This is a genomic window from Arthrobacter sp. B2060 (assembly GCF_059090445.1).
In genome coordinates this window covers 1-25,389 of sequence record NZ_JBNHFR010000001.1, presented here as the reverse complement: position 1 = coordinate 25,389, position 25,389 = coordinate 1, and the positions used below count along the sequence as shown (strand labels likewise).

Below are 25,389 nucleotides of genomic sequence, written 5' to 3'. Positions count from 1 at the left end.
GAACCCTGCCGGCGTGGCCCCATCCACCGGCACTAAGCCTCCGGTGCCACGGCTTCCCAGCCGACGGTGATTTCCCCCAGCCGCCACCGTGACGGTCCGTCGTGGACCGGCCACCCGCCGTCGAGCAGCGTCCTGCACATGGCCGTCCAGCGTTGCCTGTTTCCAAAGGATGCCAGCGGCGCCGACTCCAGCCACGCCTTGTCCATGGCCTGCAACAGCCCGTGGACGCGTTCGCCGGGAACGTTCCGGTGGATGAGCGCCTTGGGCAGGCGTTCGGCCACATCGGACGGCAGCTGAAAACTGCCAAAGCGCATGGACATGCTCAGGGTCAGCGGACCCGATGCATCCAGCGCTATCCATGTGACGCGCCGGCCGATTTCGTCGCAGGTCCCGTCGATGAAGAGCCCGTCCGGGGCGAGCCTGTCCTGCACCAGCCGCCAGATGCCCGGGACGTCCGCTTCCTCGTACTGGCGGAGCACATTGAAGGCCCGCACCAGGACTGGCCGGCCAGGCACAGGGAGTTCAAAGCCGCCCACCAGGAAGCTGAGGCCGGGACGTTCAAGGGCCTTGGCGGCCAGCACCCTGTCCGGCTCGATCTCGATGCCGCATACGCGCACATCGGGCCGGACAGCGGCAAGCCTCTCGAAAAGTTCGACGGCGGTGGCCGGGGATGCGCCGTAGCCCAGGTCGACAACGAGCGGGTCGGCCGCGGACCGGAGCCGCCAAGCCTGCGGCCCGGCCAGCCAGCGGTCCAGCCGGCGCATGCGGTTTGGGTTGGTAGTGCCGCGGGTCACGTTGCCGACGGGCCGTCCGCGGTTGGCCCGGCTGACCCCTGTTATGGGGTGAGTCACCCGCTCTGCTTTCTGCACCACCGCCCCAGACTACCGCGCGATTTATGTAACGCTCGGCAGCAGCAGCATCTGCTCGGCTAGGATGAAAATCATGACTTATAAGCTGATTCTGCTGCGCCACGGCCACAGCGAATGGAACGCCAAGAACCTGTTCACCGGCTGGGTGGACGTTGACCTGAACGATCAGGGCCGCGAGGAAGCAGCACGCGGGGGTGAGCTCCTGGTTGAGCACGACGTGCTCCCGGACATCCTCTACACGTCGCTCCTGAAGCGGGCCATCAACACCGCCAACATTGCCCTGGACAAGGCCGACCGCGGCTGGATCCCGGTCAAGCGCGACTGGCGCCTCAACGAGCGCCACTACGGCGCCCTGCAGGGCAAGGACAAGGCCCAGACCCTCGCCGAATACGGCGAGGAGCAGTTCATGGAATGGCGCCGTTCCTACGACACCCCGCCGCCGCCCCTGGACGACAACTCGGAGTTCTCCCAGGCGCGCGACCCCCGCTACGCTGACCTGGGCGATGATCTGCCCCGCACCGAGTGCCTGAAGGACGTCCTGGTCCGGCTGCTTCCGTACTGGGAATCAGACATCAAGGAAGACCTGAAGTCCGGCAAGACGGTCCTCGTCACGGCCCACGGCAACTCCCTGCGCGCGCTGGTGAAGCACCTCGACGAGATCAGCGATGAGGCCATCGCCGGCCTGAACATCCCCACCGGCATCCCGCTGGTGTACGACTTGGACGAGAACTTCCAGCCGATCAAGCGCGGTGGAACCTACCTCGACCCCGAGGCTGCGGCCGAGGCCATCCTGGCCGTCGCCAACCAGGGCAAAAAGTAGAGCTCCGTCAAGAATCCCACTGGCTGCTCGGTCGTTCCTCCCTTAGACGCAGCTCAGCCGGGATCCTGACTTCGCGTTAAATAGACGACGGCGGCTGGTCACCTCAGGTGACCAGCCGCCGTCGTTCGCTGTTTTTGGGGAAACGTCAGCCGTGCTCGACGCTGCTGTTCGGGTGCCAGGCACCCGTCACGAGATAGCTGACTTTCTGGGCAACGGACACGCCGTGGTCGGCAAAACGCTCGAAGTAGCGGCTGGCCAGGGCGACGTCCACGGTGGTGGCAGGGGATTCCTGCCAGTCACTGCGGGCGATGGCCTTGAAGACGCTGAGGTGCAGGTCGTTCACCTCCGAATTCGCCTTGAGGATGTCGCGTGCCACTTCGAGGTCCCTGGTCTCCAGCAGCTGGGTGAGCTTGTTGGCGATCAGGATGTCGTGTTCGGCAAAGCTCTTGAACGTGTCCGTCAGGGATGCCGGGATAACGTTGGCGGGGAAGCGGAGGCGGGCCAGTTGGGCGATGTGGCGTGCGAGGTCACCCATGCGTTCCAACGACGCGCTCATCCGCAGGGAGCCCACGATCATGCGCAGGTCACTTGCCACCGGACCCTGGAGAGCGAGGATGTCGATTGCGCGCTCATCAAGGCTGTTCTGGAGGAAGTCGATACGGGCATCCGCCGCGATGACATCCTGCGCCAGGTCGACGTCGGCGACCTCAAATGACGTGGTTGCCTTAGCAATCGCTTCGCTGACCAACTTTGAAATTTCGATGAGGTCCTCACCCACGTGGGCGAGCTCTTCCTGAAAAACCTTACGCACGTAGGCGTCCTTTCCTTGGAACTCCGCCACGCCGCGACGGCAGCCAGAGTCTCGTGTCACCGATCCGTTAGTCCAACTTGCCACTTTTCCAGTGCCGGGTGAACTGTTACTCATCTCTAGATGAACGTTAGCTGAATCCATCGCGTTATGGACCCGAGGCAGCTTTTCAGGCGTTTCGAAAGCATAAGCTTGAGCCGTGGATCCTATGCTCATCGGTGTCATCGCCGGCCTGCTCGGCCTGTCGTTCGGTGTCTTCGGCGTGCTCGCGTTCAGGGTCAGCGAACAGCAGCGCAGGATCGTCGACGTCGAATTCGATGAGCCCGCCCTGCCGCCGGGAGCCGCGGAAGTGCTGGCCGTCATCGGCAAGGCATTCGTGGTGGTGGACGCCATTGACGGCGTGGTCCGGGCAAGTCCTGCCGCTTATGCGTACGGCCTGGTGCGCGGCCACACGGTAGTGCACCGGGAACTCCTGGAGATGACGGCAAATGTCCGCCGCGACGGAGTGATCCTGGAAAAGAAGCTCGAACTCCAGCGCGGCCCGGTGGGGCAGGGCACCATGATCGTGCAGGTGAGGGCAGCCATGCTTGGCGAGGAATACATTCTCCTCCTGGCCGATGACCGCACCGAGATCACGCGTACGGAGGAGATCCGCAACGACTTCGTGGCCAACGTATCCCATGAGCTGAAAACACCAGTGGGTGCCATCTCGCTGCTGGCGGAGGCGCTGGAGTCTTCAGCAGACGATGAAAAGGCCGTACGCCGTTTCGCCGCGCGCATGCACAAGGAGTCCGCCCGCCTCGCGGCGCTGGTGCAGGACATCATCGAACTGTCACGCCTGCAGGGTGCAAACGTGGCACAAGAGGGCCATCCCGTGGATATCAATGATGTGATCTCGGAGGCGGTGGACCGCTCGCAGCTGCCGGCGGAGAGCAAGAACATCCAGATCGTCATCGGCGGCCGGATCGACGCCAAGGTCTACGGCGACCAGGACCTCCTCGTGACGGCACTGCGTAACCTGATCGACAACGCCATCCGCTATTCGCCCGAGAACACCCGCGTGGGGATCGGGGTGCGCGCCAAGGAGGGCCTGATCGCCATCTCCGTGACGGATCAGGGCGAGGGCCTCTCCGCCGAGGACCAAGAGCGGGTATTCGAGCGCTTTTATCGTGTGGATTCCGCACGCTCCCGGCATACCGGCGGCACAGGGCTGGGACTGAGCATCGTCAAGCATGTCATCTCCAACCACGGCGGGGAGGTCACCGTCTGGTCCCAGCCCGGGCAGGGATCGACGTTCACGCTGCGCCTGCCGGAGATGGAAGGCCAAGCGCAGAATGCCAAGGAACCAAAGGACGCCGCCGGCGCCCATGAACGAGGAGTTACCGCTTGAGCAGGATTCTTATTGTTGAGGACGAGGAATCGTTCAGCGATCCCCTGTCCTATCTGCTGGGCAAGGAAGGCTTTGAGGTTGAGGTCGTCGACAACGGCGTGGATGCGCTCATGGAGTTCGATCGCAACGGGGCTGACCTGGTGCTGCTGGACCTGCAACTGCCTGGGCTGTCGGGGACGGAAGTATGCCGGCAGTTGCGCCAGCGTTCGAGTGTCCCGGTGATCATGCTTACCGCGAAGGATTCAGAAATCGACAAGGTCGTGGGGCTCGAACTGGGCGCCGACGACTATGTCACCAAGCCATACTCGTCGCGCGAGCTGGTGGCCCGTGTCCGGGCAGTGCTCCGGCGGCAGGGCGAACCGGAAGAACTCGTCTCCTCCACGGTGCAGGCCGGACCCGTGCGGATGGACATCGAGCGCCACGTAGTCAGCGTGGGAGGCGAGCAGGTGCCGCTCCCCTTGAAGGAGTTTGAACTTCTCGAGATGCTGCTCAGGAACTCCGGCCGGGTGCTGACCCGCGGACAGCTGATCGACAGGGTCTGGGGGTCAGATTATGTTGGTGACACCAAAACGCTTGACGTCCACGTGAAACGGCTCCGGAGCAAAATCGAGCCCGATCCCTCCCTCCCGCGGTACCTGGTGACCGTCCGCGGCCTGGGCTACAAGTTCGAACCGTAACCAGCGCGGGCACGCTGCCGCCGCCGTACGCGAAAGAAGGAGGGGATCCCGCCGGGATCCCCTCCTTCTTCATGCCGGCTTGCTTGCGCCGCCGGCATGGGTGTCAGTGGCCGCCTGTGGCCGGTGCAGCACCGTCAGTGTGTGCGCCATCAGTGTGGGTGCCGGTTTCGCTGGGAGTAGGTGTGGGGGTGCTGCCCGCGGGCAGGTATGCCTGGTACTCCTTGAGCGTGCCATCCACCACGGGCACCTTGACGGTCTTGTTCACGTTGGTTCCGTCCTCGGTGACCTTGATGTCCACGAGGGAGCCCGGCTTGCCGCCGGCGGTGCTCAGGATGGCCGGATCGGTGGAGTCGTTGAGCAGCGTGTAGGAGTTCTTCTTGACGGAGATCTCAGTCTGGGCGCCTTCTGCGCCGCTCAGCGTAACCTTGACGTCCTCTGACGAAGAGTTGTAGACGGCGCCGATGACTCGGCCCGGCTGGTTCTCGCCCGCGGCGACAATGAGCATGTTCCGCAGTTCCAGCGGTCCAACGTCAGAGCGCGTTCCGTCCGAAGCGGCATACTGCTCGGAGGTCTGCTGCGCGTTGATGTAGCCGCAGCCCGTCAGGGCGAGCAGTCCCACGCTCAGGGCGGCAGCCGCCATTGCCAACTTGCCGCGCTGGCCCCGGTTCATCGCAGTGAAACGCACGTCACGCACTCCTAGAAAGTCTTGAAACAGTTTTCAGCCATAGCCTATCGGCAAACGGGTCCAAACGAGGATTCGGCCGGTACACAATAGCGCCGGTTTCAGGGCCCCTGACGCTGCATCAGGGCTTCCCGGCTACCCGCGCGTAACGCTTGTCCGCGCGTGGGCGATGCACTATTATCCGCGTTCGTCAAGGGGTCTGAGGGGTCGATTCGGCCCATTTTCCGCGGATTCTCGCGGTTCCCGGACCGTATCCATGCCAGTCGTATGCCCTAATCGTGATAAACTGGTCTGCGGGAAAGGGGAAAGTCCACATGGTTTTTGAGGTCGGCGAGACAGTAGTTTACCCTCACCACGGTGCAGCAAAAATTGAAGAAATCAAGATGCGCACTGTCAAGGGCGAAGAGAAGATGTATCTCAAGCTCAAGGTGGCTCAGGGTGATCTGACCATTGAAGTTCCAGCAGAGAACGTTGACCTCGTGGGGGTTCGCGACGTAGTGGGCAAGGAAGGTTTGGAGCACGTATTCGATGTGCTTCGAGCCGAGTTCACTGAAGAGCCCACCAACTGGTCGCGTCGTTACAAGGCAAATCTGGAGAAGCTTGCTTCCGGTGACGTCATCAAGGTTGCAGAGGTCGTCCGCGACCTCTGGCGCCGCGATCACGATCGGGGCCTTTCCGCAGGTGAGAAGCGAATGCTGGCCAAGGCACGTCAGATTCTGATTTCAGAATTGGCTTTGGCTGAGAAGACCGACGAAGAGAAAGCTGCAAGCGTTCTCGACGAGGTCTTGGCTTCCTGAGAATTGAACCCCGGCGGCAGAGTGCCGCCGGGGTTTCTTTTGCCCAAAAATCCCGGCCGGGCAGCCGTACGAACCGTCCAGGGCGCCTAAAACGGCGTGTGCCGCTACTCAGTTGGGCGGGGCCGGGCGGCCGGGACGTAGGCTAGTCCGCATGAACGATGCACCCAGACGACCCGTCACCGCCGTGATCCTCGTCGCCGCAGGTTCCGGGCAACGGCTCGGCTACGGCATGCCCAAAGCGGCCGTGCCACTCGGCGGCGAACCCATTCTCCTGCACGCGCTCCGGGGCATCGTAGCCGCCGGCGTGGCCAGCCAGGTCTGTGTTGCGCTGCCCGCGGGTGAATCCGGGCTGCGGCAGCTGGTCGAGGACTTCCGGTTGGAGCTTGCAGATGGCGGTCCGCTCCTGACAATGGTCGACGGCGGTGCCACCCGAGCGGATTCCGTCCGGTCGGCGCTGGCCGGCCTGGAGGACGGTACGGAAGCTGTGCTCGTCCATGACGCCGCGCGCGCCCTGACTCCCGAGTCTGTCTTCCACCGCGTGGCGCAGGCGCTGGCCAACGGAGCCTCCGCCGTCATCCCGGTCATCCCGGTTGTGGACACCGTCAAAACGGTTTCCGCCACAGATGGCGGGGACTCGGATATCGCCCCGGAAATCGTCACGGGAACCGTGTCCCGGCAGGAGCTCCGCGCGGTCCAGACGCCGCAGGGGTTCAGCATGGACACATTGAAGGCCGCCCACGAGGCCGCCCTGGCCCTGGATGAGAACCGGGCCGCGGCCGTCACCGACGACGCCATGCTGGTGGAGCTCCTCGGGGTTCCGGTGCATGCCGTGCGCGGGGCCAGCCAGTCCCTGAAAATCACCACGCCGCTGGACCTCATCATTGCCGAGGGCCTCCTCGAAGGGCCATTGGGCGCCCGCTGGGTGGAGGGCTGACCGCGTGGGTTCAGAGCAAGAGAAGGAAGCCGTCAGGATGGTCCTGCCCCGCACCGGAATCGGCGTCGATGTGCATGCGTTCGCCCCGGAGAGCGACCCGCGCCCGCTGTGGCTCGGGGGGCTCTTCTGGGAAAACGAGCGGGGGCTCGCGGGTCATTCCGACGGCGATGCCGTGGCCCACGCTGCCGCCGATGCTCTTTTCTCCGCATCCGGAATCGGTGACCTCGGCACCCACTTCGGCACCGACCGTCCCGAACTGGCGGGCGCTTCCGGTGTTACGCTGCTGGCCGAGGCGGCCCGCATCGTCCGGGCGGCCGGTTTTGAGATTGGCAACGTGGCCGTGCAGCTCGTGGCGAACCGCCCCAAATTCGGACCCCGCCGCGAAGAGTCGCAGCGCGTCCTGACAGAGGCTGCCGGGGCTCCCATCAGCGTGTCGGCCACCACGAGCGACGGACTCGGGTTCACCGGCCGCGGGGAGGGCATCTCCGCGGTGGCAACCGCCCTCGTCTATCCGGCCTGACCGTCCCGCACCCAGCGGCATCGCCTACGCTGGAAGAAGGACCGGCGGCGCGCCCGCCGGCACGATCTGTACCGCCACACCAGGAGACCTCCCGTGAAAAAGCTGCTTCCCGCCGTCGTGATTTCCTGCCTGCTCCTTGCAGGCTGCGGCGGCACGCCCAGGATGAGCGTCGGCGAGAGCTGCACGTTCCTCAACGGCGATACCTTCAAGCCCACCGGAAACCAGCAGCAGCAGGCGGAGCAGATCGCCACGCACTACGAGGAGGTCGCCGACAAGGTGGCCCAGGAGATCGCCGACCCGATCCAGAAGATGGCCGACGTCATGAAGCAGGTGGCCGGCACGTCCCTGGGCAACAAGACCCAGGAACAGGTCGCCGAGCTCACCAAACAGAACAACCGCATCGGCGAGATCTGCAAGTAGCCTGCCTCCGCCAGGAAGGAAAGCAGCAGGGAAGGCAGCAGGCAACTCAGCAGGCAAGCGAGCAGGAACCGGCGCATCGGCTAATCTGGAGCGGTGACCCTGCGCTTTTACGACACTGCATCCGCCGAAGTCCGCGACTTCGTCCCCCTGGTACCGGGCAAGGTAAGCCTGTATTACTGCGGCGCCACGGTGCAGGGCATGCCGCACGTCGGCCACATCCGCTCCGCCATCGCCTTCGACCAGCTCACGCGCTGGCTCGAGTACCGCGGCTTCCGCGTCACCGTCGTCCGCAACGTCACCGACATCGACGACAAGATCCTCGCCAAGTCCGAGGCGTCCTTTCACCCGGATTACGAGCAGGAACCGGACACCGTGCCGGAAGAGGAATGGTGGGCCCTGGCCTACCGCTACGAGCAGGAGTTCCTCAAGGCCTACGACGTCCTCGGCGTCTCCCGCCCCACCTACGAACCCCGGGCCACCGGCCACATTCCCGAGATGCACGCGCTGATCCAGCAGCTGATCGACCGGGGCCACGCCTACCCGGCGCTGGATGGCTCGGGCGACGTCTACTTCGACGTGCGTTCGTGGAACAAGTACGGCTCGCTGACACGCCAGAAGATCGACGACATGCAGGGCGCCCCCGACGTCGAACCTGAGTTCATCAGCAGGAAGAAGGACCCCCGGGACTTCGCGCTGTGGAAGGGGCACAAGGAAGGAGAGCCGACGACGGCGAGCTGGGTCTCGCCGTGGGGCGCCGGCCGTCCGGGCTGGCACCTCGAATGCTCAGCCATGGTCACCAAATACCTCGGCACCGAATTCGACATCCACGGCGGCGGGCTGGATCTGCGCTTTCCGCACCATGAAAACGAGATGGCCCAGTCGCAGGCTGCCGGCCACGGTTTCGCGAATTTCTGGATGCACAACGGCATGGTCACGTACCAGGGCGAGAAAATGTCCAAGTCCGTCGGCAACACGGTGAGCCCGGCGGAAATGCTGGAGCTCGCCCCGCCGCGCGTTGTCCGTTACTACCTCGGGCAGGCGCAGTACCGCTCCGTGCTGGACTACCAGCCGACGTCACTGCAGGAGGCCACAGCCGCCGTCGAGCGCATCGACGGCTTTATCGCCCGCGCAGTCCGGGCCCTGTCAACGGACGGCGCCCTGTTCTTTGGCAGCCACGGCGACGTGCCGGACGCGTTCGCCGCCGCGATGGACGACGACCTCAACGTCCCCCAGGCCCTCGCGGTGCTGCACGACACGGTCCGCGCAGGAAACTCGGCCCTCACGGCAGGGGACCTCGACACCGCACGGCAGGCCCTGGCCGGAGTGACCGACATGCTTCGCGTCCTGGGAATCAGCGCCGCCGCGCAGCCGGCCCTCGACGACCAGGCGACGGCAGCGCTCGACGTGCTCGTGGAGGCGCAGCTGGCGGCACGGGCCGAGGCCCGCGCCGCCAAGGACTGGGCCGCCTCGGACGCGATCCGGAACACGCTCGCCGCTGCCGGCATCGTGGTCGAAGACAGCGCAGACGGGGCCACCTGGAGCCTCCAGCGCGGCTGAAGCCTGCGCCGGCCACTCCGCCCGGTCAACGATTTAACTTGAGTCAGTAGACTGGAGTGCAGACGTACTCAACACAACCAAGGGTGGAACTCATGGCCAACAACGGTCGCCCGGGCGCAGTCCGAAAGCTCAAGAAGGGCCCCACCACCGGAACCGGTGGCCACGGCCGCAAGGCACTCGAAGGCAAGGGGCCCACCCCCAAGGCCGAGGACCGCCCCTACCACAAGGCATACAAGAACAAGCAGCTCGCCGAACGCTCGGAGGCCAAGCGGGCCGGCGGCAGCCGCAGCGCCGGCGCACGCTCGGGCCCCAAGGGTCGCGCCACCGAGGAAGTGGTGACCGGCCGCAACTCGGTGGTCGAGGCCCTTCGGGCCGGCATTCCGGCCAAGGCCCTGCACGTCGCCATCCGCATCGAGATGGACGACCGTGTCAAGGAGTCCCTCAAGCTCGCCGCCGAACGCGGTATCCCGCTGCTGGAAACCGGCAAGCCCGAACTCGACCGCATGACGGACGACGCCGTGCACCAGGGCCTCGTGCTGCAGATCCCGCCGTACGACTACCAGGACGCCTACGATCTGGCTGAGCAGACCGTGGACCGCTGGAAGAAGGGGCACGTCACGAACGCACCCCTCTTCGTCGCCCTCGACGGCATCACGGATCCCCGCAACCTGGGCGCCATCATCCGCTCGGTGTCCGCTTTCAGCGGCCACGGCGTGATCGTCCCCGAGCGGCGCTCCGTCGGAGTCACCGCCGCAGCCTGGAAGACCAGTGCCGGCGCGGCTGTCCGCGTGCCCGTCGCCCGCGCCTCCAACCTGAACAACGCCCTTAAGCAGTTCAAGTCCATGGGCATCTTCGTCCTGGGGCTCGACGGCGACGGCGACGTTTCGCTGCCGGACCTCACGCTCGCTACGGAGCCGGTCTGCATCGTGGTGGGTTCCGAGGGCAAGGGACTCAGCCGCCTGGTCCGCGAGAACTGCGACCAGATCGTCTCGATCCCCATCGACTCCGCCATGGAATCGCTCAACGCCTCCATGGCCGTGGGCATCTCCCTCTACGAAGTGTCCCGCCAGCGCGCCGCCAAGTAGGTGATACGCCGGGAGGATGGCGGCGCAGCCGCCATCCTCCGCGTGCTGCTCCTTTGTTGCTTTGACGCGTATTGCCTGACGCGCGCTTCCGCTAAAAAGTGCGCCGGTTGGCCAGGACGGGAAGCCTGGTTTGGGCTTCCTTGACGACGGCGGGATCAAGGTCGGCGAACAGCAGGCCGGCGGCGCCGTCGAGCTCCCCCAGCACTTCACCAAATGGTGAGACGACGGCGGAGTGCCCAACTCCTGTGGGTGCTGTGCCGCGCGGCTCGACGCCTTGGGTGGCGGGGTCACCCTGGCCGCAGGCAAGGACATAGGTGGTCGTGTCGACAGCGCGGGCGCGGGCCAACAGCTTCCACTGGTCCACTTTGCCCGGGCCGGCGCCCCACGACGCGCAAATGATGTTGGCAACGGCTCCGCGGTCGGCATTTGCGGTGAAGAGGGCCGGGAACCGGATGTCGTAGCAGGTGGCCAGGCCGAAGGTGAGGCCGCCGGCGTCGAACGTCACAGGCCCTGTTCCGGCATCCACGGTGTCCGACTCAAGGAAGCCGAACGCGTCAAAGAGATGCACCTTGTCGTAGCTCGCTTCCACGCCGGGGCCGGTGACGAGCAGTGTGTTCCGGACCTTGCCGCCTCCTGCCGCGGATGCCGCACCGGGGGTGAACATGCCCGCCACGATAACGATGTCCAGCTCAGCGGCAATGGAACGGACCCGGTCCGCCCAGGGGCCATCAAGCTGTTCGGCGATGCCGATCAGGGGATTCCCAAACGCGCGCATCGTGGCCTCGGGGAAAACGACCAGCCCGGCGCCCCCTTCCTTGGCCAGGCGGGCGTATTCCTCAACCAGGACGAGGTTGCGCTCCACGTCCCGACCGGTGATGATCTGGGCCAGTGCAATCTTCACAAGTACCTCCACCTTGGTGCGGTTTTACGGTCAGCAGGCACCGTCTTCTGTCAGCGAAACGTCACATGCCGGAATAAATCGGCGTTTTCAACGTGACAGTTAAGCTTTAATCGATGGTAATGCCCTTAGTAGACACAGCCTCCAGCGTAGACGCCTCCCAGGCGTTACCCCTTGGTGTAAGTTCCCTCCGCCCGGGGCCCGCCCTGGACGGCTCCTCAGGCGGGCGCGCCAATGTGGCTGTCTACGCTCCCGGCGTCCTGACGCTGGAGATCGCCTACCAGGCACCGGGCGGCAGTTGGCGGCTCCAGACCCTGCCGAACGTCACCGAGGGCGTCCATCACGGCATCGTGGAGGGCCTCCCGGTCGGCTCGCGCTACGGCTTCCGCGAGGCCCCCGCCGCGCAGGTCCTGCCCCTCTCGGTTCCCACCGTGAATTTTGACGACGGCGAGCGGCAGCCGCTGCTGCTCGATCCCTACGGGCGGGCCGTGGACCAGCGCGCTGACCTGCTCACCAGCGTGAGGATGTCCAGCGACTTCGACTGGGGTTCCGACCGCCGGCTGCATACCCCGTGGCGGGACACCATCATCTACGAGGCACATGTCCGTGGGCAGAGCATGTTGCACCCGGACATCCCGGAGAGCCTGCGCGGCACGTACGCCGGCATGGCCCACCCTGCAATGATCGAGCACCTCACAGGCCTTGGCGTTACTGCGGTGCAGCTGCTGCCGGTCCATTTCCACCTTGACGAGCCGCACCTTCAGAACCTGGGCCTGACCAACTACTGGGGCTACAACACCGCGGCTTTCTTTGCCCCGCACCCTGCCTATGCAACGCGGTCCGCGCAGGAAGCCGGGCCGCAGGCGGTGCAGGACGAGTTCAAGGGCATGGTCAAACTTCTGCACGCCGCCGGCATCGAGGTCATCCTTGACGTGGTCTACAACCACACCGCCGAGGGCGGACCGGACGGACACACGCTCTGTTTCCGCGGGCTGGGGGAGGAGAAGTACTACCGCACGGACGGCCACGGCAGATACATCGACACGACGGGCTGCGGGAACACTCTCAACTTTGGCCAACCGCGCGTTGTACAGCTCGTTGTGGATTCCCTTCGGTACTGGGTGGATGAATTCCACATCGATGGGTTCCGGTTCGACCTTGCCGTGACGCTCTGCCGGAACGAGGCCAATGAATTTGATCCGAAGCACCCGTTCCTGGTCGCCGTTGCGGCCGACCCGGTACTGTCCCGGGTCAAGCTCATCGCCGAACCCTGGGACGTGGGTTACGGCGGCTGGCAGACCGGCCGCTTTCCGATTGGCTGGGTTGACTGGAACGACCACTACCGCGATGCCATGCGTTCGTTCTGGCTGGCCGACCGCGCGGCCATCGACTCCGGCGGCCAGGGCGGCTCCGTGGCCCGTCTGGCAGATGCGCTGTCCGGTTCCGCCAGCCTCTTTGAACCGTCAGGCCGTTCCAGGCTCGCCTCCCTGAACTTCATCACAGCCCATGACGGATTCACTATGGCCGACCTTGTCTCCTACGACCGCAAGCACAACGAGGCGAACGGTGAGCAGAACCGGGACGGGCACGGCGACAACCGCAGCTACAACCACGGTTTTGAAGGCCGGACCGAGGACGAAGGCATCCTTGCCCGGCGGGCCCAGACACAGCGGAACCTGATGGCCTCGCTGATGATCTCCCTCGGGGTCCCCATGATCACGGCCGGAGATGAACTTGGCCGCACGCAGCAGGGCAACAACAATGCCTACTGCCAGGACAATCCCCTCGCCTGGCTCGACTGGACCAGCACACCTGAATCGCACGCCATGCTCCGGAGCACCAAGCGCGTCATCCGGCTGCGCAAGGAATTTCTCGCCGGGCAGCCAATTGACTATGCGGTGCGGGACGCGCAGTCGTACCTGTTTTGGTATGACCAGAATGGCGAGCCGATGACCATGGAACGGTGGAATGATCCCCGGAACCGCGTGGTGCAGCTGCTGCTGGGCTCGGACGACGGGCAGGCAGCCGGACTCATCGTGGTCAACGGCGGGCGCGACGACGTCCCGGTCACCCTTCCCCAGGCGACCAACGACGACGGCACAGCCAAGCGGATATTCGAACTGCGCCTCACCACATCCGACCTCCATGACCAGCGCCAGGGCGTTCAGGTCGTGTCCGGTGACGCGGACGTCGTGCAGGCCAACACCATCAACATCTACCGCACCTAGTAACAGGGATGGGCATCAGGGACGGGAAAGCGTGAATATGCGCAGGCTGTTGGCGGCTGTCGTGCTGATCGTGCTGCTGGGCGTGGCCCTCGTGGTGTCCAACGGACTCCAGCCGCAGGCCGGGGGGCCGGCCCCGACGGAATCAGGGACCGCGGTGCCGTCCTCCCGCGTACCTGTGGCAACCGCAGGGGCCGGAGGCGTTCCCAACCCATCCGCCCTGCCAGCCATCCCGGAGTCCCAGCTCCCGGCCGAAGGCCGCACAACCCTCGCCCTCATCCGGCGGGGCGGGCCGTTCCCTTACGAGCGCGACGGCGTGACGTTCGGCAACTTTGAGCGCATCCTGCCCCGGAAATCCCGTGACTACTACCGGGAGTACACTGTCCCCACGCCCGGGGAGTCCGATCGCGGCGCCCGCAGGATCGTGGCGGGCAAGGCGGGCGAAAAGTATTACACGGCAGACCACTACGAGTCATTCAAGTTCATAGCAGAGGGCAAATAGCGCAATGAAGATCTATTCAGCAGACACCTGGACCGTCGAGGAACTGACTGACCAGGTCGCTGACGCCGGGCGCCGCAGCTTGGTGATCCCGGCCGCCGATTCCAAGAAGGAAGTGCTGGCCACTTTCGGCGAGGCCCTGGAATTCCCGGAACACTACGGTGTTAACCTGGACGCCCTCAACGACTCACTGCACGACTTCGCGGACTCGATCTCCGACAACGGAGCGGAACCGCTCACGGTCATCTGGCAGGTGCCGGCAGTCTTCCGCAGCGACAGGTCATTCGGGGTCATCTGCGAAATCCTGCAGGACGCCGAAAGCTACGCCGGGAAGGACCTGGCAGTCATCGCGGTACTCCTCTAAGCCCGAAGGCCCGCTACTAAGCGCGAGTCTAAACGCGACAGGGCCCGCGCCTGTGCGCGGACCCTGTCCAAGCGTGGCCCGAAGGGGCCCGGCCGGCAAGCCTAAGCGTTGACGATCAGGCCCAGCTCGGCCCTGGATGCGAGGGCGTCGTGCTTGGGCAGCACCCGCACCGTGTAGCCGAACGATCCTGAGCGGTCGATCACGATGGAGCCTGTGAACAGGTACCGGCCATTGCCGAGTTCATCCTTCGGATCAAGCTCCACGAGTGTCACATTGGCGAGTTCGTCGCTTTCCTCGGCCTGTCCATAGGCGACCTCCACCGCCACGTCCTGCGGCGTCAGGGTGTGCAGTCCCACGTAGGCATTGACCTCGAGGGTGTCGCCGATCTGTGGATCCTCGGACACGCCCAGGGAATCCACATGCTCCACGTGGAGCTGCGGCCAGGCAGCGCGGACCTTGGACGTCCAGGCTGCGAGTTCCTTGGCCTGGCTGAAGGATGCTGCCACCGCATGCCGTCCGGAGACCGCCGCCGGCCGGTACAGGACGTTGACGTAGTCCTGGAGCATGCGTTCGGCGGAGACGGCCGGGCCCAGGTGGGCGAGCGTGTGCTTGATCATGGACACCCAGTGGGTGGGGATCTTCTCGTGCCCGGTGGCGGACGGACCGGCAGCCCCGGCCGCCTCGGAAACCGTGTTGCCGTAGAAGCGCGGCGCCACCTGCGTTTCGAGCAGCTCATAGAGGGCTGCCGCCTCGATGTCATCGCGTTCGTCCGCTGAAGCGCCGTTATTGGCGGTGGGGATCGCCCAGCCGTTTTCGCCGTCGTACATCTCATCCCACCAGCCGTCCAGCACCGAAAGGTTCAGGGAGCCGTTGATGGCCGCCTTCATGCCGGACGTGCCGCAGGCTTCCAAGGGGCGCAGCGGGTTGTTGAGCCAGACGTCGCATCCCGGGAACAGCGTGCGGGCCATGGCGATGTCGTAGTTGGGCAGGAAGACGATGCGGTGGCGGACCTTGGGGTCATCCGTAAAGCGCACCAAGTCCTGGATCATCTTCTTGCCCGCATCGTCGGCGGGGTGGGACTTGCCGGCAATGACCAGCTGGATCGGGTGCTGTTTGTGCAGCAACAAAGCCTTGAGCCGTTCCGGTTCGCGCAGCATCAGGGTCAGCCGCTTGTACGTGGGCACGCGCCGGGCAAAGCCGATGGTCAGGACGTCCGGGTCAAGCACGGAATCCGTCCACGCGAGCTCGGCGTCGGCGGCGCCGCGCTTTTTCCAGGCCGCGCGAAGGCGGCGCCGGACATCCTCCACGAGAGAGGCGCGCATTTCGCGCCGCAAGGCCCAAACCTCGGCGTCGCTGACGTTGTAGGCAAGGTCCCAGCGCCCCATCGCTTCCGCTTCCGCGCCGAACCGTTTGCGGGCAAGCTTCGAAATCCGCGAATCGACCCAGGTGGGCACGTGCACGCCGTTGGTCACGGAGGTGATGGGCACCTCTGAGTGATCGAATCCCGGCCAGAGCGCGGAGAACATGCCGCGGGACACTTCGCCGTGCAGCTTGGCCACGCCGTTCGCGCGCTGCGCCAGGCGCAGGCCCATGACCGCCATGTTGAAGACGAACGGGTTTCCGTCGGCGAAGTTCTCGCGGCCCAGGTCGAGGATGCGGGAGGTAGGCACGTCAGGCGCAAGCCCGGCCTCGAAGAAGTGCTGGATCTGGGCGGTTTCGAAGCGGTCGATGCCGGCCGGTACGGGTGTATGCGTGGTGAAAACAGTGGACGCACGGCCCGCGGCCAACGCTTCATCGAAGGTGAGTGCGTGTTCCCCGGCCATCAGTTCCTGGATCCGCTCGATCCCGAGGAAGCCGGCATGGCCCTCATTGGTGTGGAACACCTCCGGGGCGGGGGTGCCGGTCAGCCGCTGGTAGACCCGCAGCGCCTTGACCCCGCCCATGCCCAGCAGAAGTTCCTGCTGCAGGCGGTGGTCGCCACCGCCGCCGTAGAGGCGGTCTGTGATGCCGCGGGCGGCGTCGTCATTGCCCGGAACGTTGGAATCCAGCAGCAGCAGGGGAACGCGCCCGACGTCGGCACGCCAGATGTGCGCCGCCAGGTGCCGCCCGCTGGGCAGCGGCAGCGAGATTTCGATGGGCTTTCCGCTGCCGTCAGCCGACGGTTCCCGCAGCAGCGTCAGGGGCAGCCCATCCGGGTCAATGACCGGATACGTCTCCTGCTGCCAGGCGTCGCGGGACAGGGACTGCTTGAAGTAGCCCGCCTGGTACAGCAGGCCCACACCGATCAGCGGAACCCCGAGGTCCGACGCCGCCTTCAGGTGGTCGCCGGCAAGGATGCCGAGGCCGCCGGAGTACTGCGGCAAAACTTCGGTGATGCCGAATTCGGGGGAGAAGTATGCAATGGAGGCGGGAGCGTCCTCGCCCAGGCTCTGATACCACCGCGGCTGCTCAAGGTAGCGGTCCAGGTCCTCGGCCGCTGCCTGCACGCGGGCCACGACGTCCTTGTCCGCTGCCAGACGGTGCATTTCTTCACGGCCCACCAGCCCGAGGAAACTGACCGGGTCGTTGCCGCATTCAGCCCAGACCCTGGGGTTGAGTCCTTCGAAGAGTTCCCTCGTGGGCCGGTGCCAGGACCAGCGCAGGTTGGTGGCCAAACGGGCCAGCGGCCGGATCGGCTCGGGAAGAACAGTTCGGACGGTAAATCTGCGGATAGCCTTCACCTGCGCCACACTAATCGAGAAGATGAACAGCAGGAACCGGTTTCGATTACTTTCCGGTAAATGACGAATCAGTTCAGTTATTAACTTCGCAGGCTTAGCAATGGCTTGCATTTCTCGCTAATGTCGAGCCTGTGACGACAAACACGCGAACCAGTGCCCCAGCCAAGCAAACGCCGAAAGTTTCGATCATGGACGGCCTTCGATTTGGCCGTTTCCCGATCACGAATGTTCAGCCGGTTGTCGAAGGGGGGAAGTTCCCCGCCAAGGCGCTGCCGGGCGAAGGCATCGTGGTCAGCGCAAAGTGCTTCCGTGAAGGCCACGACCAGCTGGGCGTCAGCGCCGTGCTGCTGGACCCGAAGGGCAAGGAGCGCCAGCGTGTGCGCCTCCAGCCGCCCGCCGGGGACCGCGGCAAGGGCACAGACCTTTGGGAAGGCATTCTCACGCCTGAATCCACCGGCAACTGGTCCTTCGTCATCGAGGCCTGGCACGACCGGTACGGCACGTGGCACCACAACGCCGAGGTGAAGGTGGAAGCCGGCATCGACGTCGAACTGATGCTTGACGAGGGGGCCGCGCTGCTGTCGGAGGCCGCCGAGGAATCCTTCCGCGACGCCGCCGACAGGCGGACGCTCCGGTCCGCCGTCGTGGGTCTGTCCGATACTTCCAAGACCGCTGAAGAGCGGCTGGCTGCCGGCTTCGGTGCGGACGTCGCCGAGATCGTAGGCCGCGAGCCGATCCGGGAACTGGTCACCGTTTCTGAACCCTTCCCGCTCCTGGTGGAGCGGGACCGGGCCGGCCGCGGTTCCTGGTACGAGTTCTTTCCGCGCTCGGAAGGCGCCATCCGCAACCACGAGACAGGGGCCTGGACGTCAGGCAACTTCCAGACGGCGGCCAAGCGCCTCGAAGCCGTCGCCGAGATGGGCTTCGATGTTATCTACATGCCGCCGATCCACCCGATTGGCGTCCAGCACCGGAAGGGCCCCAACAACACCCTGATCGCGGGTCCGAACGACCCCGGATCGCCCTGGGCCATTGGGGCGAAGGAGGGCGGCCACGACGCCATCCACCCCGATCTGGGCACCTTTGAGGACTTCGACGCTTTCGTGGCCCGCGCCACCGAGCTGGGCCTTGAGGTGGCGCTGGACCTCGCGCTGCAGGCGGCGCCGGACCACCCGTGGGTCACATCCCACCCGGAATGGTTCACCACCAGGGTGGACGGCAGCATCGCCTACGCCGAGAATCCCCCGAAAAAGTACCAGGACATCTATCCGCTCAACTTCGACAACGATCCCGAGGGCCTGTCCAAGGAAATTCTCCGCATCGTGCAGCTTTGGGTCAGCCACGGGGTGAAGATCTTCCGGGTGGACAACCCCCACACCAAGCCGGTGTGGTTCTGGGAATGGCTGATCGCCAAGGTCAACAAGAAGAACCCGGACGTTGTGTTCCTGGCTGAAGCATTCACCCGTCCTGCCATGATGCATGCGCTGGGCCGGGCAGGCTTCCAGCAGTCATACACGTACTTCACGTGGCGGAACACCAAGAAGGAACTGGAGGAGTACTTCCACGAAGTCAGCCATGTCTCGCCGGCCTTCTTCCGGCCGAACTTCTTCGTCAACACCCCGGACATCCTCACCGAGTACCTGCAGTACGGCGGGCCGTCGGCCTTCAAGATCCGTGCTGCGCTGGCTGCTACGGCCAGCCCGCTGTGGGGCGTCTACGCCGGCTTTGAACTCTACGAGCATGTGGCCCGGCCTGGCGCGGAGGAGTACATCGACAACGAGAAGTTCGAGTACAAGGCCAGGGACTGGGATGCTGCTGCCGCGTCCGGCCGGACCCTCGCCCCGTACCTGACCAGGCTCAACGAGATCCGCAAGGCACACCCTGCGCTGGGGGATCTGCAGAACCTGACGCTGCACCACAGCACGGATGAAGCCACCATCGTGTACTCCAAGCACAAGGCCCTCCCGGATGGCACCAAGGACACCATCATCGTGGTGGTCAACGTGGACCCGCACAGCACCCGGGAAAGCACGGTGTCGCTGGATCTGGCTGCGCTGCAGCTCGACCCGGACGACCTCACGCCGAACGGCGGCTTCAGGGTGGATGACCTGATTTCCGGCGAGTCTTGGGAATGGGGGGAGTACAACTACGTCAGACTGGATGCCCATGTTGAACCTGCACACATCCTGCATATCCGGAGGTAGCCTCAGTGAGTTTCAGCACGCAGAACCCGTCACATCACTTCACTCCGAAGAGCACGTTCGAGCTCAATGCGCCGGGATTGCAGCATGATCCACTGTGGTACAGGAAAGCGGTGTTCTATGAAGTGCTTGTGCGGGGTTTTGCGGATGCAAACGGTGACGGGTCAGGGGATTTCCACGGCCTGATCGAGAAGCTCGACTACCTGCAGTGGCTGGGGGTGGACTGCCTCTGGCTCCCGCCGTTCTTCCAGTCACCGCTCCGTGACGGCGGCTATGACATCTCCGACTACAACTCCGTGCTCGACGAGTTTGGAACCATCAGCGACTTCAAACGGCTCGTGGCGGAGGCGCACGCCCGCGGCGTCCGGGTCATCATCGACCTGCCGCTGAACCACACCTCGGACCAGCACCCCTGGTTCCAGGAGTCGCGCAAGGATCCGGACGGTCCGTTCGGTGACTTCTACGTGTGGAGCGACACGGATGAGAAGTACCAGGACGCCCGCATCATCTTCGTGGACACGGAAGAGTCCAACTGGACCTTCGATCCAATCAGGCGGCAGTTCTTCTGGCACCGGTTCTTCAGCCACCAGCCGGACCTTAATTTCGAGAATCCGAAGGTCATCGACGCGCTGTTCGACGTCGTGCGGTTCTGGCTGGATCAGGGGATCGACGGGTTCCGCGCCGACGCCATCCCGTATCTCTACGAGGAGGAGGGCACCAACTGCGAAAACCTGCCCGCCACCCACGAGTTCCTCCGCAAGCTGCGGAAGATGGTGGATGAGAGCTACCCGGGGCGGGTCATCATCGCGGAGGCCAACCAGCCGCCCAACGAGGTGGTGGAGTACTTCGGAACGGAAGAAGAGCCGGAGTGCCACATGGCATTCCACTTCCCGATCATGCCACGGTTGTATTACGCCCTGCGTGACCAGAAGGCTGCCCCCATCATCGAAACGATGCACGACACCCCGGAGATCCCCGAGGGCGCCCAGTGGGGCACCTTCCTCCGGAACCACGACGAGCTCACGCTGGAAATGGTCACCTCCGATGAGCGCGCCGCCATGCTCGGCTGGTACGCGCCGGATCCCCGTATGCGGGCCAACATCGGCATCAGACGCCGGCTGGCGCCGCTGCTGGACAACTCCAGGGCAGAGATCGAACTGATCAATGCCCTGCTGCTGTCGCTGCCGGGCAGCCCCTTTCTCTACTATGGGGACGAGATCGGCATGGGCGACAACATCTGGCTGGAGGACCGCGATGCCGTCCGCACGCCCATGCAGTGGAACCCGGACCGCAATGCCGGCTTCTCCAACGCCGATCCCGGCAAGCTCTACCTCCCGGTGATCCAGTCGCTGGTCTACAACTACAGCATGGCCAATGTTGAGGCGGAGGCTGCGCATTCAGGGTCGCTGCTGCGCTGGACCCGGCAGATCCTGAGCGTTCGGCGGAATCACGCCGCGTTTGGGCTCGGCAACTTCAGGCATGTGGAAGCAGACCACGAAGTGGTGCTGGCCTATCTGCGTGAACTTCCGGAAGGCAACGCGGCTGGTGAACCGGCAGAGACCATCCTGTGCGCCTTCAACCTTTCACAGCACCCGGTTGCTGCCACCCTCAAACTGCCGCAGTTTGCCGGCCGCGGCCTCCGTGACGTATTCGGTGGCCAGACATTCCCGGGAGTCGGCGAGGACGGGAACCTGACCCTGACCCTCGGCAGCCATGATTTCTTCTGGCTCCGGCTGCGTTCCGTATCCTCCAACCCGGCATCTCCCTACACCCAGGCGATGCCCATCCTGTCCATTGAGGGGTGACATGACACAATCCACACTGATCCCAACGCTCGAAGAGTTATTGCGCCAGTGGCTGCCAAGCCAACGGTGGTTCCCCGTGAAGTCGGCCGCATTTTCGCTGGCCCCGGTGGGCGGCCTCATCCTCAAGGACTCCTCCGGGGAGGTGGGACTTGAGGTGGTCCTGGCCTCCGTGGTGTCCGAAACGGCCGACGGCGGCCGCCGTGCCGACGTCGTCCAGGTGCCGCTCAGCTACCGCCGCGAACCGCTGCCCGGCGCCGAGCGGGCCCTGATCGGCGAAATCGACAACACCGAACTGGGACACCGGTGGATCTACGACGGCGTCCACGACGCCGTCTTCATCGCCGAGTGGCTTGACCTCATGCGCACCGAGGGAGTGGCCGGGACGGCCAGCGGGCACCTGCCGGAGGGCGGTCAACCGATTCCGACCGCCGCCGGTACCGTCCGCGTCCTCTCAGGCGAACAGTCAAACACTTCCGTGATCGTGGACGACGGCGTCTCCGCGGCAATCGTAAAGTTCTTCCGTGTGCTTTCGGCCGGCCACAATCCGGAAGTGGAGGTCGGTGCTGCCCTTTCCGCAGCACGGACCTCGGAAGTGCCGGCCACGCTTGGCTGGGTCACCGGCCAGTGGCGGCCCCAATATACGGCGACGGCGGACGCGCCCGCCGGGGCGGACGCTGCCGCGGAAACCACGGCGCACGGCGAACTCGCCGTTGCCCACGAGTTTCTGGCCGGCGGGCGGGACGCCTGGCGCCTCGCGGTCGATGCCGCCGCGGCAGGAAAGGATTTCACGCAGGAAGCCCACGCCCTGGGCCACGCCACCGCGACCGTGCACCGGCGGCTGGCTGAAACCCTGGGGGTTTCCGGGGAAGCCGTCCCGGGCGGGGTCATTGCGCCCGGAGTAGCCCAGCGAGTGCGGCAGGCCTGGGCGGAGGCCGGTGCCGCCGTCGGGCCTTATGAGAACGAACTGGATGCTCTCCTCCAGCAACTGGACGGTGTCCCTGCCGGTGCGCTCCAGCGCATCCACGGCGACCTTCACCTTGGCCAGATCCTCCAGGTGCCCGGCCGGAACGGCGGGGCGGACCGGTGGGCGATCCTCGATTTCGAGGGTGAGCCGCTGCGGCCCATTTCCGAACGGAACTTTCCGGACGTCCCGCTGCGGGACGTCGTGGGCATGCTCCGCTCCTTCGACTACGCCGCCGGCGCCGCGGAGCGCGAGGGCAGCGGGTCGAACGTGCCCGAATCGTGGGTGGACGACTGCGCCGAGGCTTTCCTTGCCGGCTACTCCGAAGTAACTCCCGGCACCATAGACCGGAAGTCTCCGCTGTTTGTGGCATTGTGGCTGGATAAGGCGTTGTACGAAGTCGTGTATGAATTGCGTAACAGGCCAGATTGGCTAGCCATTCCTGTGACTGCGTCCAGGCGGCTACTCAGCAGTAAAGGCCCCGGCGATCCCGCCGGAGCCGCAGCGGAAGGTAAGAAGATGACAGGCTCTGCACCTACAGATCGGCCCCACGCCCCTCTCCAAGTGGATGCGAACACGCTCTCACGTGTGGCGGCCGGTGAGCACCATGCCCCGCACTCCGTGCTTGGTGCGCATCTGGATAACTACGGCCACGTAACCATCCGCACCGTCAAGCACCTGGCCGAGGCGGTCACCGTGGTGACGGCGGCCGGGTCGGTGCCGATGACGCATGAGGCAGAGGGCATATGGGTTGCCGTGCTGGAGCCCCTGCAGGCCGGCCACGTGCCGGACTACCGTTTGGAAGTGACCTACGAGGGTGCGGAACCGGTGACGGTGGATGAGCCGTACCGCTACCTCCCCACCGTGGGTGAGGTGGACCTGCACCTGATCGGGGAGGGCCGCCACGAGAAGCTGTGGACCGTGCTCGGTGCCCGCGTCCAGCACTACAAGTCCTCCCTGGGGGACGTCGACGGCGTGTCCTTCGCCGTGTGGGCTCCGAACGCCGAGGCGGTCCGCGTCAAGGGCGACTTCAATGCCTGGGACGGGCGGGAAAACTCCCTGCGCTCCCTGGGGTCTTCCGGCGTCTGGGAACTGTTTGTGCCCGGCGTCGCAGCCGGCGCATGCTACAAATTCGAGATCAAGACCAAGGGCGGTTACTGGGTCGAGAAGGCTGACCCCCTGGCGTTCGGCACCGAAGTGCCGCCGCTGACTGCATCCAGGGTGGTCGAGTCCCACTACCGGTTCGAGGACGACGAGTGGATGAAGGCCCGCGCCGCGCGGGATCCGCACAACTCCCCGATGAGTGTCTACGAAGTCCACCTCGGATCCTGGCGCCTGGGGCTGAGCTACCGGGAACTTGCCAAGGAACTTGTCGAATACGTGAAGTGGCTGGGCTTCAGCCACGTCGAGTTCATGCCGGTGGCCGAACACCCCTTCGGCGGCTCCTGGGGCTACCAGGTCACGTCCTACTTTGCACCGACCTCACGCTTCGGGCACCCCGACGAATTCCGCTACCTGGTGGACGCGCTCCACCAGGCCGGCATCGGCGTCATCCTGGACTGGGTACCTGCCCACTTCCCGAAAGACAACTGGGCGCTTGCCGAGTTCGACGGACAGCCGCTGTACGAGCACGCCGACCCGAATCTGGGGGAGCACCCGGACTGGGGCACCCTGATCTTCGACTTCGGCCGTACCGAGGTTCGCAACTTCCTGGTGGCCAACGCGCTTTATTGGCTGGACGAATTCCATATCGACGGCCTGCGCGTGGACGCTGTCGCCTCCATGCTGTATCTGGACTACTCGCGCGAACACGGCCAGTGGCAGCCGAACCGTTTCGGCGGTCGCGAAAACCTGGAGGCCATCTCCTTCCTCCAGGAAGCCAACGCCACGGTGTACAAGACCCACCCCGGTGCGGTCATGATCGCCGAGGAATCCACAGCCTTCCCGGGCGTCACCGGTCCCACCAGCCATAACGGCCTCGGCTTCGGGCTCAAGTGGAACATGGGCTGGATGCACGACTCGCTCAAGTACATTTCCGAGGATCCCGTCAACCGGAAGTGGCACCACGGAACTGTCACGTTCTCGATGGTCTATGCCTTCACCGAGAACTTCCTCCTGCCCATCAGCCATGACGAGGTTGTCCACGGCAAGGGGTCGATGCTTCGCAAGATGCCCGGAGACCGCTGGCAGCAGCTGGCCAACCTGCGTGCCTTCCTCGGTTATCAGTGGGCGCACCCGGGCAAGCAGCTCATCTTCATGGGCACCGAATTCGGCCAGGAAGCAGAATGGTCCGAGCAGCACGGCCTCGACTGGTGGCTGGCGGACATCCCGGCCCACCGTGGCGTGCAGCTGCTGACGAAGGACCTGAACGAGCTGTACAAGTCCACGCCGGCACTGTATTCACGCGACAACGAGCCCGGCGGGTTCCAGTGGATCAACGGAGCCGACGCGGATCGCAACGTCCTGACCTTCGTCCGTTGGGACACTGAGGGCAACCCCGTGGTCGTGGCGGTCAACTTCTCGGGAAGCCCGCACAAGGACTACGCACTTGGAGTACCGTCCGTCGGCGCCTGGACTGAAGTGCTCAACACCGATGCAGCCTCCTACGGTGGTTCCGGTGTCCTCAACGACGGGACCCTGACAGCGGAGGACGCAGCCATTGATGGCCAGCCCGCCACGCTGACGGTGACACTTCCCCCGCTGGGTGTTGTTTACTTCAAGCCCTCCGGGCCGAAGGCCAAGACGCTGCCGAGCCGTGCAGCCAAGGCAGAGTTGCCGGAGACGACTGTGAGCTGATTCCCGCTCTCATCACAACGCCGGAAGAGGCCCGGAATCCCCGTGATTCCGGGCCTCTTCCGTGCCTGCTGCAGGGCCCACTCCAGCCCCTACTGGAGGCGGGTTGGCTACAGGGAAAAGTAGTGGTAGAGTTTATTTCCGCGCCGCTCCCCGGAGTCGGTCGGTACAGCGACTAAGATGCCTCAGGCATCAAGGGGTCGCAGGGGCCGATTTGACTAGGGTGAAGCGAGCGGGTAAGTTTGGAAAGTTGCTCCGGAGCGATCTGCGACTGTGGTTTGGTTGTGGTGGTGCCGGGTGTGTCTGTTGTTTGAGAACTCAATAGTGTGCCAAGTTTGTTGATACCGATTTTTTATGAATTGGT

Annotated in this window: 20 protein-coding genes; 15 read left to right on the top strand and 5 right to left on the bottom strand. The window is 64.9% G+C overall.

The window, feature by feature from the left end; translation table 11 throughout:
- Positions 1-32: 32 nt before the first annotated feature.
- On the bottom strand, positions 33-872 hold the full coding sequence (locus AC5RUM_RS00100; protein ID WP_494033032.1) for a class I SAM-dependent methyltransferase: 840 nt from the start codon (positions 870-872) through the stop codon (positions 33-35).
- A 70-nt stretch (positions 873-942) separates the two neighbouring features.
- On the opposite strand from AC5RUM_RS00100, the gene AC5RUM_RS00095 reads away from it, so the two are divergent.
- Complete coding sequence (locus AC5RUM_RS00095) at positions 943-1,689, top strand: phosphoglyceromutase (protein ID WP_494033031.1); 747 nt, start codon at positions 943-945, stop codon at positions 1,687-1,689.
- A gap of 145 nt (positions 1,690-1,834) precedes the next feature.
- On the opposite strand, the gene phoU is transcribed toward AC5RUM_RS00095, so the two are convergent.
- The gene (gene phoU / locus AC5RUM_RS00090) at positions 1,835-2,500 is read right to left on the bottom strand and encodes a phosphate signaling complex protein PhoU (RefSeq protein ID WP_494033030.1); all 666 of its coding nucleotides are present in this window, start codon (positions 2,498-2,500) and stop codon (positions 1,835-1,837) included.
- Positions 2,501-2,705: 205 nt separating this feature from the next.
- Between phoU and AC5RUM_RS00085 the strand changes: the two genes are divergently transcribed.
- Positions 2,706-3,887, top strand: a complete 1,182-nt coding sequence (locus tag AC5RUM_RS00085) for a sensor histidine kinase (protein WP_400580050.1) — start codon at positions 2,706-2,708, stop codon at positions 3,885-3,887.
- Positions 3,884-4,564: a response regulator gene (locus AC5RUM_RS00080; protein WP_400580016.1), complete on the top strand. Its 681-nt coding sequence runs from the start codon at positions 3,884-3,886 to the stop codon at positions 4,562-4,564. The genes AC5RUM_RS00085 and AC5RUM_RS00080 overlap by 4 nt, the downstream gene beginning before the upstream one ends.
- Positions 4,565-4,667: 103 nt before the next feature.
- Here the strand turns inward: AC5RUM_RS00080 and AC5RUM_RS00075 are convergent, their stop codons facing one another.
- A complete protein-coding gene (locus tag AC5RUM_RS00075) occupies positions 4,668-5,234 on the bottom strand; it encodes a hypothetical protein (protein WP_494033851.1) in 567 nt (188 codons plus the stop codon).
- Positions 5,235-5,560: 326 nt separating this feature from the next.
- On the opposite strand from AC5RUM_RS00075, the gene AC5RUM_RS00070 reads away from it, so the two are divergent.
- From AC5RUM_RS00070 to rlmB, 6 genes are all read left to right on the top strand, one after another.
- On the top strand, positions 5,561-6,043 hold the full coding sequence (locus AC5RUM_RS00070; protein WP_026266570.1) for a CarD family transcriptional regulator: 483 nt from the start codon (positions 5,561-5,563) through the stop codon (positions 6,041-6,043).
- Positions 6,044-6,194: 151 nt separating this feature from the next.
- Positions 6,195-6,977: a 2-C-methyl-D-erythritol 4-phosphate cytidylyltransferase gene (gene ispD, locus AC5RUM_RS00065; RefSeq protein WP_494033029.1), complete on the top strand. Its 783-nt coding sequence runs from the start codon at positions 6,195-6,197 to the stop codon at positions 6,975-6,977.
- A gap of 37 nt (positions 6,978-7,014) precedes the next feature.
- Complete coding sequence (ispF, locus tag AC5RUM_RS00060) at positions 7,015-7,497, top strand: 2-C-methyl-D-erythritol 2,4-cyclodiphosphate synthase (RefSeq protein WP_494033850.1); 483 nt, start codon at positions 7,015-7,017, stop codon at positions 7,495-7,497.
- A 93-nt stretch (positions 7,498-7,590) separates the two neighbouring features.
- Positions 7,591-7,917 carry a hypothetical protein gene (locus AC5RUM_RS00055; protein ID WP_494033028.1) on the top strand — a complete coding sequence of 109 codons (327 nt, stop codon included), beginning with the start codon at positions 7,591-7,593 and terminating at the stop codon, positions 7,915-7,917.
- A 93-nt stretch (positions 7,918-8,010) separates the two neighbouring features.
- Positions 8,011-9,474, top strand: a complete 1,464-nt coding sequence (cysS, locus tag AC5RUM_RS00050; protein WP_494033027.1) for a cysteine--tRNA ligase — start codon at positions 8,011-8,013, stop codon at positions 9,472-9,474.
- Positions 9,475-9,566: 92 nt separating this feature from the next.
- On the top strand, positions 9,567-10,559 hold the full coding sequence (gene rlmB, locus AC5RUM_RS00045) for a 23S rRNA (guanosine(2251)-2'-O)-methyltransferase RlmB (RefSeq protein ID WP_494033026.1): 993 nt from the start codon (positions 9,567-9,569) through the stop codon (positions 10,557-10,559).
- 91 nt (positions 10,560-10,650) lie between these two features.
- On the opposite strand, the gene AC5RUM_RS00040 is transcribed toward rlmB, so the two are convergent.
- The gene (locus AC5RUM_RS00040) at positions 10,651-11,460 is read right to left on the bottom strand and encodes a carbon-nitrogen hydrolase family protein (protein WP_494033025.1); all 810 of its coding nucleotides are present in this window, start codon (positions 11,458-11,460) and stop codon (positions 10,651-10,653) included.
- A 113-nt stretch (positions 11,461-11,573) separates the two neighbouring features.
- Between AC5RUM_RS00040 and glgX the strand changes: the two genes are divergently transcribed.
- From glgX to AC5RUM_RS00025, 3 genes are read left to right on the top strand one after another with little or no spacing between them, the layout of a single operon-like run.
- Positions 11,574-13,685 (top strand): glycogen debranching protein GlgX, encoded by a 2,112-nt coding sequence (gene glgX / locus AC5RUM_RS00035; protein WP_494033024.1) that lies wholly within the window; start codon positions 11,574-11,576, stop codon positions 13,683-13,685.
- Between the two features lie 37 nt (positions 13,686-13,722).
- Positions 13,723-14,184, top strand: a complete 462-nt coding sequence (locus AC5RUM_RS00030) for a guanyl-specific ribonuclease (RefSeq protein WP_494033023.1) — start codon at positions 13,723-13,725, stop codon at positions 14,182-14,184.
- Between the two features lie 4 nt (positions 14,185-14,188).
- On the top strand, positions 14,189-14,545 hold the full coding sequence (locus tag AC5RUM_RS00025; protein ID WP_494033022.1) for a barstar family protein: 357 nt from the start codon (positions 14,189-14,191) through the stop codon (positions 14,543-14,545).
- A gap of 101 nt (positions 14,546-14,646) precedes the next feature.
- Here AC5RUM_RS00025 and glgP read toward each other — a convergent pair whose 3' ends face one another.
- A complete protein-coding gene (gene glgP / locus AC5RUM_RS00020; protein ID WP_494033021.1) occupies positions 14,647-17,265 on the bottom strand; it encodes an alpha-glucan family phosphorylase in 2,619 nt (872 codons plus the stop codon).
- 188 nt (positions 17,266-17,453) lie between these two features.
- Here glgP and AC5RUM_RS00015 point away from each other — a divergent pair, with 188 nt between their 5' ends.
- Genes AC5RUM_RS00015 through AC5RUM_RS00005 form a run of 3 tightly spaced genes read left to right on the top strand, consistent with a single transcriptional unit; the run spans position 17,454 to position 25,028 of the window.
- On the top strand, positions 17,454-19,469 hold the full coding sequence (locus tag AC5RUM_RS00015; protein WP_494033020.1) for an alpha-1,4-glucan--maltose-1-phosphate maltosyltransferase: 2,016 nt from the start codon (positions 17,454-17,456) through the stop codon (positions 19,467-19,469).
- Between the two features lie 5 nt (positions 19,470-19,474).
- Complete coding sequence (gene treS, locus AC5RUM_RS00010; protein WP_494033019.1) at positions 19,475-21,271, top strand: maltose alpha-D-glucosyltransferase; 1,797 nt, start codon at positions 19,475-19,477, stop codon at positions 21,269-21,271.
- Position 21,272: 1 nt separating this feature from the next.
- Complete coding sequence (locus tag AC5RUM_RS00005) at positions 21,273-25,028, top strand: 1,4-alpha-glucan branching enzyme (protein ID WP_494033018.1); 3,756 nt, start codon at positions 21,273-21,275, stop codon at positions 25,026-25,028.
- Positions 25,029-25,389: the final 361 nt, after the last annotated feature.